The sequence below is a fragment of the Neorhizobium sp. DAR64872/K0K18 genome (assembly GCF_050500175.1).
Classification (GTDB): Bacteria; Pseudomonadota; Alphaproteobacteria; order Rhizobiales; family Rhizobiaceae; genus Neorhizobium; species Neorhizobium soli.
This window is the reverse complement of the sequence record NZ_CP191445.1, coordinates 1163306-1176171: the sequence shown is the minus strand read 5'-3', so window position 1 is coordinate 1176171 and position 12866 is coordinate 1163306. Positions and strand designations below refer to the sequence as shown.

General features: G+C 60.0%; 12 protein-coding genes. 3 read left to right on the top strand and 9 right to left on the bottom strand.

Translation table 11 applies throughout. From position 1 onward, the window contains the following. Positions 1 to 42: 42 nt before the first annotated feature. Positions 43 to 1506: an aldehyde dehydrogenase family protein gene (locus ACQY1P_RS05195; protein ID WP_430253285.1), complete on the top strand. Its 1464-nt coding sequence runs from the start codon at positions 43 to 45 to the stop codon at positions 1504 to 1506. A gap of 64 nt (positions 1507 to 1570) precedes the next feature. On the opposite strand, the gene ACQY1P_RS05190 is transcribed toward ACQY1P_RS05195, so the two are convergent. The 5 genes from ACQY1P_RS05190 to ACQY1P_RS05170 all read right to left on the bottom strand — a co-directional run bounded on the left by ACQY1P_RS05190 (position 1571) and on the right by ACQY1P_RS05170 (position 7845). Then, positions 1571 to 3250 carry an ABC transporter ATP-binding protein gene (locus ACQY1P_RS05190; protein ID WP_430253283.1) on the bottom strand — a complete coding sequence of 560 codons (1680 nt, stop codon included), beginning with the start codon at positions 3248 to 3250 and terminating at the stop codon, positions 1571 to 1573. 3 nt (positions 3251 to 3253) lie between these two features. Further along, positions 3254 to 4096: an ABC transporter permease gene (locus ACQY1P_RS05185; RefSeq protein WP_092662666.1), complete on the bottom strand. Its 843-nt coding sequence runs from the start codon at positions 4094 to 4096 to the stop codon at positions 3254 to 3256. Continuing rightward, positions 4096 to 5046, bottom strand: coding sequence for an ABC transporter permease (locus ACQY1P_RS05180; protein WP_113469235.1), 951 nt, complete (start codon positions 5044 to 5046; stop codon positions 4096 to 4098). Before ACQY1P_RS05180 ends, ACQY1P_RS05185 begins: the two co-directional genes overlap by 1 nt. Before the next feature lie 72 nt (positions 5047 to 5118). Continuing rightward, complete coding sequence (locus ACQY1P_RS05175; RefSeq protein ID WP_325265759.1) at positions 5119 to 6735, bottom strand: ABC transporter substrate-binding protein; 1617 nt, start codon at positions 6733 to 6735, stop codon at positions 5119 to 5121. A gap of 723 nt (positions 6736 to 7458) precedes the next feature. Then, positions 7459 to 7845 carry a hypothetical protein gene (locus tag ACQY1P_RS05170; RefSeq protein ID WP_062463197.1) on the bottom strand — a complete coding sequence of 129 codons (387 nt, stop codon included), beginning with the start codon at positions 7843 to 7845 and terminating at the stop codon, positions 7459 to 7461. Positions 7846 to 8047: 202 nt separating this feature from the next. Between ACQY1P_RS05170 and ACQY1P_RS05165 the strand changes: the two genes are divergently transcribed. Beyond that, positions 8048 to 8362, top strand: a complete 315-nt coding sequence (locus ACQY1P_RS05165) for a hypothetical protein (protein WP_244473955.1) — start codon at positions 8048 to 8050, stop codon at positions 8360 to 8362. After that, positions 8359 to 8982 carry an exopolysaccharide biosynthesis protein gene (locus tag ACQY1P_RS05160; RefSeq protein WP_325265758.1) on the top strand — a complete coding sequence of 208 codons (624 nt, stop codon included), beginning with the start codon at positions 8359 to 8361 and terminating at the stop codon, positions 8980 to 8982. Before ACQY1P_RS05165 ends, ACQY1P_RS05160 begins: the two co-directional genes overlap by 4 nt. Positions 8983 to 9012: 30 nt before the next feature. Here the strand turns inward: ACQY1P_RS05160 and ACQY1P_RS05155 are convergent, their stop codons facing one another. The 4 genes from ACQY1P_RS05155 to ACQY1P_RS05140 form a co-directional block, all read right to left on the bottom strand. Beyond that, the gene (locus ACQY1P_RS05155; protein ID WP_113110429.1) at positions 9013 to 10197 is read right to left on the bottom strand and encodes a M20 aminoacylase family protein; all 1185 of its coding nucleotides are present in this window, start codon (positions 10195 to 10197) and stop codon (positions 9013 to 9015) included. A 74-nt stretch (positions 10198 to 10271) separates the two neighbouring features. Continuing rightward, a complete protein-coding gene (locus ACQY1P_RS05150; protein ID WP_430253280.1) occupies positions 10272 to 11051 on the bottom strand; it encodes an amino acid ABC transporter ATP-binding protein in 780 nt (259 codons plus the stop codon). After that, positions 11048 to 11974 carry an amino acid ABC transporter permease gene (locus ACQY1P_RS05145; protein WP_325265756.1) on the bottom strand — a complete coding sequence of 309 codons (927 nt, stop codon included), beginning with the start codon at positions 11972 to 11974 and terminating at the stop codon, positions 11048 to 11050. Before ACQY1P_RS05145 ends, ACQY1P_RS05150 begins: the two co-directional genes overlap by 4 nt. Beyond that, complete coding sequence (locus ACQY1P_RS05140; RefSeq protein WP_113110475.1) at positions 11971 to 12858, bottom strand: ABC transporter substrate-binding protein; 888 nt, start codon at positions 12856 to 12858, stop codon at positions 11971 to 11973. The genes ACQY1P_RS05145 and ACQY1P_RS05140 overlap by 4 nt, the downstream gene beginning before the upstream one ends. Positions 12859 to 12866 lie beyond the last annotated feature (8 nt).

The window sequence follows — 12866 nt, the reverse complement described above, 5'->3', positions numbered from 1 at the left end:
ACACATCCTCGGCCGATCGCTTGAAAAACAGATGGACCTTGCATGACGCTCTCCTTTGATCCCGCCACGCTTCGCCTGCCGAAGGGCCATTTTATCGACGGACGTTATGTCGAGGGCGCGGACGCGCTGGAAATCCGGCGCCCGAGCGACGGCAAACCGCTGGCCGCTATTCCGGTCGCCGACGCGGCGCTGGTGGATGAGGCGATCCGGATTTCGGCACGCGTTCAGCGCGAATCCGACTGGGCGACCTGCATGCCGCGGGATCGCGCGCGCATCCTGCGGCGCTTCGCCGACCTGATCGATGAGGAAGCCAGTTATCTGGCACAGCTGGAAGCCGTCTGCTCGACCCGACCGATCACCCAGGCGCGCCAGAGCGACGTGGTCAACTGCGCCGACCATATCCGCTTTTTCGCGGAATTTGCCGACAAGGAAGGTGGCCAGGTCGTTCCGACCGCCGGCGCGCAGATGGGCATGATCCTGCATGAACCCTATGGCGTGATCGGCGCGATCGCGCCCTGGAACGTGCCGCTGTCCATGGCCGCGTGGAAACTTGGCCCAGCGCTTGCCGCCGGCAATGGCATTGTCATCAAACCATCGGAAATGACGCCGTTCTCGACGCTGTATCTCGCCGAACTGGCAGTGCGCGCCGGCATCCCGGCCGGTCTCGTCAATGTCGTGCTCGGCGATGGCCCGGTGACCGGGACTGCCATCACCACGCATCCGCTGGTCGGCAAGGTCAGCTTTACCGGCTCCACCCACGCCGGTGCGCAGATCATGCAGGATATCGCCCGCACCGGCATCAAGCCGATGACGCTGGAGCTTGGCGGCAAGAGCCCGCAGGTGGTGTTTGCCGATGCCGATATCGACCTCGCCGCCGCCTGTATCGCCCGCTCAATCACCGGCAATGCCGGCCAGGTCTGCGTCGCCGGATCCCGCCTGATCGCCGAGAAATCAGTGGCGCAAGAACTCGCCACCAAGATCGCCGGCCATATGGCGGCGATGCGGCCTGGCAAGACATGGGATGCCGACACCACGTATTCCCCGATCATTTCCGAGACCCAGATCGCCCGCATCGAAGCCATCGTCGATGCCGCCAAATCTGCGGGTGCGGAAGTCGTGGCCGGCGGCTGCCGCATGCAATCGGAGGGTTATTTTTATGCGCCGACCATTCTGGCCGGTGTCGATGAAACCAACCCGGCCGTGACGGAAGAGATTTTCGGACCGGTCCTGAGCATCCAGACATTCGAAACCGAGGAAGAAGCAACAGCACTCGCCACCCACCCGACCTACGGTCTGGCATCGGGCCTGTTCACCCGCGACCTGTCGCGGGCAATCCGTATGTCGCGCAAGCTGGAAGCCGGCACCGTCTGGGTCAACCGCTATGGTCGTTCACGCGACATGATCCTGCCGACCGGTGGCTACAAGAGTTCCGGCCTCGGCAAGGATCTCGGCCGCGAAGCCTATATGGGGGCGATGCGCACCAAGTCGGTGCTGATCGATCTCTGATCGTTCGAACGAGAATGGTCCAGAGCGATCCGGGCCATTTGTCTTTGGGCTGTATTTCCAAGCGTCACGCGTGGGCGAATTTGCGCACCAGTTCCGGGTCCTGTTGCAAATTTTCGAGCCATGTCGGATCGAGCGTCGGCAGCGAAGAGGCCAGCAGTTTCGTATAGGGATGGCGCGCCTCTGCATGCAGGTGAGCGGCGGCAAAGGTTTCCAGCTTCCTGCCGCCGAACATCACCACTACCTCGTCGCAAAGCGATTGCACGGTGTGGATGTCGTGGCTGACGAACAGGTAGGAAAGATGCAGTTCGCGCTGCAACTCCTTCAACAGTTCGAGAACCTTGGCGGCTACGACAGTGTCCAGCGCTGAGGTGATTTCATCGCAGAGTAGCACATCCGGCTTGGCGGCAAGCGCGCGGGCAAGGTTGATGCGCTGGCGTTGACCGCCCGACAGTTCGCGCGGAAGCCGGTGACGGAACTGCGCCGGCATGCGCACCATGTCGAGAAGCTCGATGACCCGCTTGTCGCGCGCTTCGCCCTTCATGCCGTGGTAGAAGGTCAAAGGGCGGCCGATGATGTTGCCGACCGTCTGAGCCGGGTTAAGCGCCGTGTCAGCCAGCTGGAAAACGATCTGCATTTTGCGCAGTTCGTCCTTGCTGCGGGCGCTGACCTGCGGGCGCAGTTCCTTGCTATCGAGAATGCAGGCACCCGCTGCGGCCGGCAGCAGACCTGCGGCAACCCGCAGGAGCGTGCTCTTGCCGCAGCCGGATTCGCCGATCACGCCGAGCGAATGGCCTCGTTGCAGGGTGAGGCTAACGCCGTCGACAGCAACGATATGCGGCCGGCCGTCGCTGTTGACAGGACCGTAACCGGCAACGACATCGCGCATTTCCAGAACGACGCTGTTGCCGGGGCGCGAGCCTGCAGCTTCCGGTTCCACCGGCTCGAAAGCCGAAATCAGCGCCTGCGTATAGGGATGTGCCGGGGCGCCGACGATCTGTTCTGTCTCGCCGGCTTCCTGAACCTCACCATCCTTCAAGACGATGATGCGATCGGAAATCTGCGCCACAACCGCGAGATCATGCGAGACATACACGCCGGTCATGCCACGATCGAGGATGGCGGCCTTGAAGGCTTTCAGCACCTCGATCTGGGTGGTGACGTCGAGCGCGGTCGTTGGTTCGTCGAAAACGACCAGTTCGGGATCGCCAAGCAGGGCCATGGCGGCGGCCAAGCGCTGCAACTGGCCGCCCGAGACCTGATGCGGATAACGGTCGCCGATGGTTTCCGGTGATGGCAACGACAGGCTACGGAACAGGCCAATCGCTTTCTTACGCGCAGCCGCCTTGTCCATGATGCCGTGGATCTCGGCGACTTCGACCACCTGATCCATGATCTTTTTCGACGGATTGAACGACGCCGCCGCACTTTGGGGAACGTAGGACACCGTGTTGCCGCGCAGCTTTCGACGGGCATTCTCATCGAGCCCAACCAGGTCGACACCATCGAGCAGGACACGGCCACCGGAAAAATAGCAGCCGGAGCGAGCATAGGCGAGCAGCGACAAAGCGATCGTGGTTTTGCCAGAGCCGGATTCACCGATCAGTGCCAGCACTTCGCCGCGCCGGACATCGAAGGACACACCCTTGAGGATCTCGATTTTTCGACCGCTGTCAGTGGTCGCGGTCACTCTGAGGTCTTCGACCTTGACCAGCGTGTCGCTCACGTTTTTTGAAAGAATGGTCATGGTCTACTCCAGCTGGTCGCGAATGCGCTGTGGCAGGTTGTCGATCAGGAGGTTGATGGCGAGCGCCAGGCTGGCCAGCGCCAGCGACGGCACGACCACGGCTGGCGATCCGTAGGAAATGCCGATCATGTTTTCGCGCACCAATGCGCCCCAGTCCGCGAAAGGTGGCTGCACGCCGAGGCCGAGAAAACTGAGACCCGACAGAAGCAGGATGATGTGGACGAAACGCAGGCCGAGATCCGCCATGATCGGTCCGACGATATTGGGCAGGATCTCGTGGATCATCACATAGAAATGGCCTTCCCCGCGTGCACGCGCCGCCGAGATAAAATCGAGCGCATTGACATTGACTGCCATCGACCGGGTGAAGCGGAAACAGCCGGGGAAAAAGATGATGGTGATGGCAAAGATCAGGATCGGGATGCTGGAGCCGCCGCCGGCGACGATGACCAGCGCTAGAAGCAGGTTTGGAATGCCGACAAACGTGTCGATGGCGCGGCTGAGGACCATGTCGAACAGGCCACCAAAAGCGGCAGCCAGCAGGCCGAGCGTGATGCCGATCAGCGCCGCAAGGATCAGGCCGACAAAGGCGATGCCGATCGTATAACGGGCGCCGACGATCAGGCGGGAATAGATGTCGCGACCGATATAATCGGTGCCGAGCCAGTATTCACCGCTCATCGGACCAAAATAATCGTAACTGACCATGTCGCCGACAGGGTAGTGAACCAGCAGCGGTGCAAACATCGCGACGATCGTCCAGAACAGGACGACAGCCAAGCAGACGGCAGCGATCGGGCGAATATGCATGCGGATCTTGCGTCGTGGTGCAGCGGAAACGGTCATCAGCGCAACCTCGGATTGGACAGGATGGCGATGATATCGGCTGCAGTGATCAGCACGAGATAAAAGCCGCAGAAAATCATCGAGCAGGTCTGGATGAGCGGCATGTCGCGCGTCGAGACACCATCAACCATCAGCTTGGCAAGGCCTGGATAGTTGAACACCGTCTCTACGATGATCACACCGCCCAGAAGGCCCGACATGCTGAGCGCAACGGAATTGACGATTGGCGCGACCGAGTTCGGCAGCGCATGGCGCAGCACCATGCGGCCGCGCGAAGCGCCCTTCAGCACGGCCATTTCCACATAAGGAGTCGCCATCGCATCGGCGATGGCCGCGCGCGACAGGCGGATCATTTGCGAGCAGCTGCCGAACACCAGAACGGAAACCGGCATGATGAAGGCGAGCACGATGGTGCGAAAATCGGCCGTTGCCGGGATGAAGGACAAAGCCGGCAGCCATTGCATGTAGACGGACAGCCACATCACCAGCAGCGTGGCGATCATGAATTCCGGGAAGGAAACGAGCATAATCGCAGCTGACGAGATCGCCCGGTCGAAAATTGAACCCCTCCAGATGGCGGCGACGATACCGAGACCGAGCGCCAGCGGAATGGTGATGGCCATGGTGATGGCAGCGAGTGTGAGAGAGTTCGGTAGGCGTTCGGCAACGAGGTTGGCAACCGGCCGGTCAGAGACATGCGAATAACCGAGATCACCGGTCAGCAGCCCAAAGATCCACTCGAAATAACGCAGGATGGCCGGACGATCGAGACCGAGCGTTTCGCGAAGCTGGGCTGCGGCTTCCGTCGTCACAGCCTGGCCAAGCAGTTCCTGTGCGGTATCGCCGGGCAACAACTCCGTGATGAAGAAGACCGCCAGCGACACGAGGAACAGCGACAGAACGGCTACCGCCAATCGCCCGCCGATCATCTCAAGGATGCGTTTATTCATATAGGCTGTGCCTCTCGCTCAGTCTGGAAATCCCGCAGAAAAGGCGCGCGGTATCCCGCGCGCCATGATCGATCAGGCGTCGAGCCAGACGGTGTCGGCAATGTTATAGCCCTGCAGCATGCCGAGCGGATGTGGATTGAGGCCGCCGACCTTGGTGCTCATGGCATCGGCGCTAGCGATATAGGCCGGGATGATGGTTGCCGCATCCTTGGCCACCATAGCCTGCATCTCACCGTAGATCTGCTTACGCTTGGCTTCGTCCAGAGAACCGCGCGCTTCGAGCAGCATCTGGTCGAATTTTGGGTTGATGTAGCGGCTTTCGTTCCAGGCGGCGTCCGACTTGTAGAGCAGCGAGAACAGGATATCCGCGGTCGGGCGGGCATTGATGTTGCCGAAGTGGAACGGCGCCTTGATCCACTGGTTCGACCAGTATCCATCGGCCGGCATGCGCTGCACGTCGATCTTGACGCCGATCTTGGCGGCATCCTGCTGCAGCACCATCGCCATGTCGGGCGAAGCCTTGGCAGCGTCCGAGCAGATCAACGGAATGCCGACGCCTAAAAGGCCGGCCTTTTCGAAATGATGCTTGGCGCGCTCGGGATCGAAGGCCGGCGCGACGACATCCGCATTGAAATAGCGGCTGGCGCGCTGGATCGGCTGGTCGTTATGCGGTTCGCCGAAGCCACGCAGGACGGCGCGGTTGATGGCATCGCGGTTGATGAGCGCGCGCACGCCGTCGATGAAGTCCTTCTTGGAGCCCGGCTCCATATCCATGCGGATATTGAGGTTGGTATAGCTGCCGCCGGGAGCGACCATCAGCCGAAGATTGGGGTTGGCCTTCACGAGCGGCGCCGAGCGGGCATCCATCGAAGCACCGATATGGATATCGCCGGAGAGCAACGCGTTGACGCGGGCATTTTCATCCGGGATGCCGAACATCTCGATACTGTCGACATAAGCCGCATCTGACTTGAAATAGTTCGGGTTACGCTTGCCGACCGTGCGGATGCCGGGTTCGAAAACTTCAGTCATATAGGGACCGGTGCCGACAGCCTTGGTGAAATCCGAGGTGCCCTCCGGGATGATGACGAAATGATAGGTGCCGAGGATGGCCGGAAGGTCGGCATTCGCCTGGTCGAGTTCGATGCGCACCGTGGTCTTGTCGAGGGCCTCGATCTTGATCATTGCCTTGGCCAGCGCATTGGCGCGCGAGGTCAGTTTCGGGTCGACATGGCGGCTGAGCGAATAGACCACGTCGGCGGAATCCATCGTCTTGCCGTTGTGGAAGGTGATGCCGGTCTTCAGCTTGATCGTCCAGACCTTGGCGTCCGTGGTGTCAAAACTTTCCGCCAGCTCCATCTGTGGCGTCAGCGACTTATCGAGCACCGTCAGCTTGTTGTAGAAGGTGGACATGCGCATGTAATCGCCCTGCGCCGAGGCGCGGACCGGATCGAGCGTATCGGCGGTCGAGGTCGAGTTGAGCGCCAAGCGCAACGCGCCACCCTTCTTGGGCGTTTGGGCGACAGCATTTCGTGCTGAACCGATGAACGTGCCAGCAGTTGCGGCGACAACGCCGCCGGCAGCGAGCATGCGAAGCAGATCGCGACGGGTCGCGCCGCGACGAATGGCGTTTTCAACTGCGCTGTCGTCGTTGCGGCTCCAGCGGGACTTATCGAACTGATGTGTCATGACGATGCTGTTCCCTTTATTATCGGTTTATCAGCGTTTTCGAACCTTTTAAGGCCTCACAGAGCCTACGAAAGGCAGGAATTCTCGCTTCATCCACTATTGCCCGCTTCAGGATGGCTGTTGCGCGGTATTTGCCACTTGGACCGCATAATATTTCACGAATTGCTGGCGTACAGGCGTTGTGTGCCGTGTGTTGCACTTCGCGTTCAGCGGGCGAAGGTGGCGAGCATGAAAGTGCGCCCGGGCGACACGCCGCGGGTGGAAACCTGAAAAGTTGAGGTAATAAAACTTGCTACCGAACAGTATCTTCAACAATAGCCTGCTAATGCCGAAGAGTGGCAACCATAGATGGAATAGACCTGAATGCTGATCTGCTATGCGATGCGGCTCAGCCAAAGCGGGTCTACACTGCAACAGCTGCAGCAAACTCAAAACTGGATAAAATTTGGTGGCAAGGTCACTTCCAACGCATCGTAAATCCCGTCAAAGCACCACCGAGCACTTCCGCAAGGCGACCGACATCGGCTGTCGAAATCATCCTTCTGCGATTTTCTACGAAAGGGCAGGATGCAACCATGCTTGCAGCAAAAAAAAGCTGCTTGCTGAAAGCGCTGTGGCGCATGGCTAATTCAACGGTTGCGGCGGTGACGCTTCCAGTCCGAACGATCCCCTCAAGGAACAGTAGCAGCTCTTCTCAACTGTCTTCCGGAAGTTTCCCTTGGCTCATCCATGAGTGCGATCAAATAAAGCCATGATGACCAGCCCCGCTGTTACGCCGGCTGCAAACAGGCTCAATCCTAGAATAACACTCCTGGCTGACAGGACAGGCCGCTTGGAGACATTTGCATCGGCTTGATTGACGCCTGAGGCCTCAAGCACGATGTCTTGCTGGATCCGTTTCGGGGATGATCGAGGATCTTGCGCAGTCGGTTGCGCGGCTCCCCATGCAGGGACGTTGGCAACCGTCACCTGCCGGATCGTCTCTTCATCGTGTTTGACGGTGAATCTCACGGCGGAATCCGACTTCAACTTCGTGAGGACTTTCCGAGCGGCTTCAACTTCATCCGCACCCTCCACGAGCGACGTCTGGGTGACGAGGTAATATGGCATGCAGCATTGCTTTCTGTTCACGCGATTGCAGTGTGATCGACCAGGCCGACTTGCGCCGTCAAGGCCCCACAGCCTTGAACACTCCCACTCCTCTTCCCAAATCACGTTCCACCCGCTGGTCCGGGCCCCTCTGGTGAAAGTCTTCGGCGCTTTCACGATGTCGGACCCCATACCGACAGATGCCGTAAGACACGGGACCAGGATGATGATCGCAGACATTGCCGCATGGATTTTTACGCTATTCGTTATCGATCCGCTGCATGCCGAGATGCGGCAACATCTCGATAACGCTAACGCGCCGGTAGAGCTTGTGCAGCAGTCGCGCCAATGCCTCGCTATTGAGGTTCCACGCCTCATCGACAAGGCCGGCAATGAGCCGGGCTGGGCGACGGCTACAGCGATCGGCATCTCGATTGGGTGGATGTCACCTGAACGGGTGTTTGATGGTGCCGATCCGAGCTGCGGCGCGTTGCGCGCACTGATCAGCACGAAAAATACGCGCGAGGCGGAAGGTTGACCCTGGCAGGGCCCGACGGCGAGCACGATACCGGCACAGCGTCCAAGACCTTGTCACATCTTGTAGCAAACGCACGCACCCTGGACGGCCTGACGATTGCCGACGCTCTCGAGCTCATAGGGAGGTCCGGCTTCGGTTTCGTGATGCTTCTTCTGGCACTGCCGGCGCTGATTCCGATCCCCGGTCCTTTCGGGATGATATTCGGCTCCGCGCTCGCAATTGTTTCGCTTCAATTCGCGATCGGACTGGAATCCCTATGGCTTCCGTCGCTGCTAGCCAATCGACGCATATCGGCAAAGGCATTCGAAGCGTTGGAGCGGTATGCATCGCCGTTGGTCCGACGGATCGAACAATTTGTCCGGCCGGGTCGGATGAAGGCATTTGCCGGACCACGCATGCCCTACCTGCTTGCGCTTCCGGTCTTCTGCCTTGCAGTCGCCGTCGCTCTGCCAATCCCGTTTGGAAACCTTGCCCCCGTTGCGGCACTCTGTGCGATCGCCATCGGTCTGATCGAGCGCGACGGTCTCGTGGTTCTTCTCGGGCTTAGTATGACGGCCATCGCGCTCGGCATCACGGGAGCGCTCCTTTACATGGCGGCTGGCGCCATCCCCTTGATTTAAGCTTCGTACTTCAGGACTTGCCAGTTTCGCCTACTGGTCGAGATAACGCTCTGCGAGCCGAGCCCACATCGCGGCCCCGGTGGTGAGGCTGCCGTCGTTGAAGTCATATCCCGAGGAGTGCAGGATTGCTGAGTCTTTGCCGTTTCCGAGACGCAGGAAGCTGCCGGGGCGATGCTGAAGGAAGTAGGAAAAATCCTCGCTGCCAGGAAGTAGCGGACATGTCGCCACGTTTTCAGCGCCGACTAGTTCCTCCGCGACGGCCTGGGCAAACGCGGTTTCCTTTTCCGAATTGACCACGACAGGATAGCCGTGTTCGTAGTCGATCTCGGCGGTGGCGCCATGCCCTTCGGCAACGCTTGCCGTCAGCTTGCGGATGCGCTCTTCGAGGAAGGAGCGGATCGCAGGATCAAAAGATCGCACGCTCATTGCGATCTTTGCCGTGTTGGCAATAACGTTCGAGGCTTCGCCGGCATGAATGGTGCTGACGGTCACAACCGCGGTCTGGGTCGGATCGACATTGCGTGACACGATCGACTGGAGTGTCATGACAAGGTTGCAGGCGATCAAGACCGGGTCCACCGTCAGATGCGGGCGCGACGCGTGTCCGCCCTTGCCGATGATGGTGATCCGGACGGTATCCCCCGCCGCCATGATCGGGCCCGGGCGCGTCAGCAGTGTTCCAGCCGGCATGCCGGGATGATTGTGCAGGCCAAAGATAGCGTCGATTGGAAACCGATCGAACAGACCGTCGGCGATCATCTTCTGGGCGCCGCTGACTTTTCCGGCTTCTTCCGCCGGCTGGAAGATTAGTGTCACGGTGCCGTTGAAACGCCGGGTCTCGGCGAGGTACTCGGCCGCTCCAAGAAGAACAGTCGTGTGGCCATCGTGCCCGCAGGCGTGCATCTTGCCCGGAAAAGTGCTAGCATAGGCCACGCCGGTCTCTTCCTCGATCGGCAAGGCGTCCATGTCCGCCCGGATACCGATGCTCCTGGTGCCCGTGCCATTCTTCAGCACGGCGACGACACCATGGCCGCCGACGCTGCGGGTCACGTCGTATCCCCAGCCTTCCAACTTATCAGCGACGTAGCGCGCGGTTTCGGCTTCTTCAAAGGAGAGTTCCGGGTGGGCATGCAGGTGATGGCGGGTCGCCTTCAGGTCTGCTTCCATGGCTTCGAAATCAGAGACGCGAGCGTAGAGATTGTCTTGACTTGGCATGCGGATTCCAGATTTTTTGGAGATTGGCGGACTGTTCCCCCGGCAATCAACCGGGGGCTAAAAGGGAATTCGGTTCAGAGGAAGCGCGACAGGAAAGACTGCGTGCGCGGATGCTGCGGATTGCCGATGACATCCTCGGGCTTTCCTTGCTCAACGATGACACCGCCATCCATGAACACGACGCGATCGGCGGCTTCCCTGGCAAAGCTGATCTCGTGGGTTACGACGATCATGGTCAGGCCCTGCTTTGCCAGATCCCGCATGGTCGCGAGCACTTCGCCCACCAGTTCGGGGTCGAGAGCCGAGGTCGGCTCGTCGAACAGCATCAGCTTCGGCTTGATTGCCAATGCGCGGGCGATCGCGACACGCTGCTGCTGGCCACCGGAGAGCTGGCGGGGATAGGCATCTACCTTTTCCGCCAGGCCAACCCGTTTCAGCAACTGCTTGGCATTCTCGATGGCATCCTTGCGGCTTTCGCGGTGAACACCGACAGGCGCCTCAATGATGTTCTGCAGAACCGTCATGTGCGGGTAAAGGTTGAACTGCTGGAAGACCATCCCGATCTTGCGGCGCTGCTTTGCAATGCCGTTGGCAGACAGCTTTTCCAGCCGGTCGTTTCTCAGCCGGTAGCCGATCTGCTCTCCATCCACTTCGATGAAGCCTTTCTGGATGGCCTCCAGATGGTTGATGCAGCGCAGGAAGGTCGATTTTCCCGAGCCGGATGGGCCGAGGATCACGACCACTTCGCCCGGCATGACATCGAGATCGATGCCCGTCAGCACTTCGAGATGATCAAACGCCTTGTGGACGTTCCGGGCCTGCACCAATGGCCTTGCGGTATTGATCACGGTCAATGGCTCGCCTCCCCTGTCGCGGCTTCGACCTTGGCGACACCGGCATTGCGGCGCTCGCTGCGGCCGTAATAGGCCTCGATATAGCTCTGGCCGAGATTGAGAACCGAGGTGATGAGCAGGTACCAAAGGACCGCGACCAGCAGCATCGGTATGATTTCGAAGGTGCGGTTGTAGATCGACTGGACCGAGTAAAGCAGATCAGCCATGGCGATCACGCTGACCAGGGAGGTCGCCTTGATCATGCTGATCAGCTGGTTGCCGGTCGGCGGCACGATCGACCGCATCGCCTGCGGGATGATGATCCGCCACAGAGCACGACCCTTGGTCATGCCGAAGGCCTCTGCGGTTTCGGCTTGGCCACGATCGACCGAAATCAGGCCGCCACGGATGATTTCCGCCATGTATGCCGCTTCGTTGAGAGCGAGTCCGACGATGGCAGCCGTCATCGGGGTGATCACCGAATTGGTGTCCCAGCTGGCGAGCGTCGGGCCGAACGGAATGGAGATCGAAATCGCCGGAAACAGCGTCGACATGTTGTACCAGAAGATCAGCTGGACCAGCAGCGGCGTGCCGCGGAAGAACCAGATGAACAGGGAGGCAAAACCCCTCGCGAGCCCGTCGTTCGACATGCGCATGATGGCGATCACCAAGCCGACCACAACCCCAAGGATCATGGCGACCACAGTCAGACCGAGGCTGACGTAAAGACCGCTGATCACGGTGGGGTCGAAGAAGTACTGCGCGACGACCGGCCAGCCGAAGCCTTCGTTGTGGGCGATGATCCAGCCGAAATCTATGACGACAAAAGCGATCACCAGCCAAAGAAGCAGACGGCCGGTTCTGAAAGGCGTGTGGGCCGTCGCCACATCGCGAAAGTTCGCAGCGCCCTGAGGCGCCGCATCACTTTGTGTGCTGTTGATCATTTTGGAAGCTGCCCACCCAGGTTGAGGCCGGGCTGCTTGATCATGTTGTTCTCGAGGCCCCACTTCTTCATGATTGCGCCATAGGTGCCGTTATCCATCAGCACCTTGATGGCATCGACGAAGAGCGGGCCAAGTGGCGAGCCCTTGGGGACGACCGCACCCTGGAAGATGTCTTCGAAACCGTTCTTCTGGCCGACGCCGGCCAATTCCAGCTGGCCATTCGCCTGGGAGACGAAGTAGGTCAGAGGCGCCTGGGAGGAGAAGAAGGCGTCGGCACGCTTGGAGCGGACGGCGAGGATGGATGCCGGCTGGTCTGTATAGGACTGGACCGTGACCGCTCCCTTGCCGTCAGCCACGCATTTTTCCGACTGGACCTTGATCACCCGTTCGGCAGAGCCGCCGGCCATGACCGAGACGCGTTGGCCGCAGGCCGTATCGAGCGACGTGACGCCCTTGGGATTTCCCTTCAGCGTCGCGAAAACCACAAACTCCTGGACCCAGTCGACGAAGTCGTTGGCCGTCTCGCGTTCCTTGTAGTCGCCGACCGGACCGAATGCGAACTGGTAGCGGCCCGAGTTCACACCCGCCAGCAGCGCCGGCAGGCCACCCACTGTGGCGTGCTCGATCTTGACGCCGAGGACCTGTCCCAGAGCGTCCGTAAGATCGGCGCTGGCACCGGTCATCTCAGTGCCGGTGACGATTTCATAGGGAGGGAAAGAGCCGTTGTTGACAGAGATCATCTTGCCGGCGGTCTTGATGTTTTCCGGCAGTCTGTCGTGCAGTTCCTTGTTCACGTCCAACTTCGGGGCAGCGTCCTGCGCCTGGGCGACACAGGCCAGAGCGACGCCGGCGAAGGTAAGAGCAATCAGTTTCTTATGCGACATGGTCATTC

What these genes read in the sequence shown, in the direction of transcription:
- ACQY1P_RS05145 (WP_325265756.1), bottom strand. Translation starts at nt 11,974, where the DNA reads ATGATCAACAGCACACAAAGTGATGCGGCGCCTCAGGGCGCTGCGAAC.
- ACQY1P_RS05170 (WP_062463197.1), bottom strand. Translation starts at nt 7,845, where the DNA reads ATGCCATATTACCTCGTCACCCAGACGTCGCTCGTGGAGGGTGCGGAT.
- ACQY1P_RS05180 (WP_113469235.1), bottom strand. Translation starts at nt 5,046, where the DNA reads ATGAATAAACGCATCCTTGAGATGATCGGCGGGCGATTGGCGGTAGCC.
- ACQY1P_RS05185 (WP_092662666.1), bottom strand. Translation starts at nt 4,096, where the DNA reads ATGACCGTTTCCGCTGCACCACGACGCAAGATCCGCATGCATATTCGC.
- ACQY1P_RS05140 (WP_113110475.1), bottom strand. Translation starts at nt 12,858, where the DNA reads ATGTCGCATAAGAAACTGATTGCTCTTACCTTCGCCGGCGTCGCTCTG.
- ACQY1P_RS05175 (WP_325265759.1), bottom strand. Translation starts at nt 6,735, where the DNA reads ATGACACATCAGTTCGATAAGTCCCGCTGGAGCCGCAACGACGACAGC.
- ACQY1P_RS05195 (WP_430253285.1), top strand. Translation starts at nt 43, where the DNA reads ATGACGCTCTCCTTTGATCCCGCCACGCTTCGCCTGCCGAAGGGCCAT.
- ACQY1P_RS05155 (WP_113110429.1), bottom strand. Translation starts at nt 10,197, where the DNA reads ATGCCAAGTCAAGACAATCTCTACGCTCGCGTCTCTGATTTCGAAGCC.
- ACQY1P_RS05190 (WP_430253283.1), bottom strand. Translation starts at nt 3,250, where the DNA reads ATGACCATTCTTTCAAAAAACGTGAGCGACACGCTGGTCAAGGTCGAA.
- ACQY1P_RS05165 (WP_244473955.1), top strand. Translation starts at nt 8,048, where the DNA reads ATGATGATCGCAGACATTGCCGCATGGATTTTTACGCTATTCGTTATC.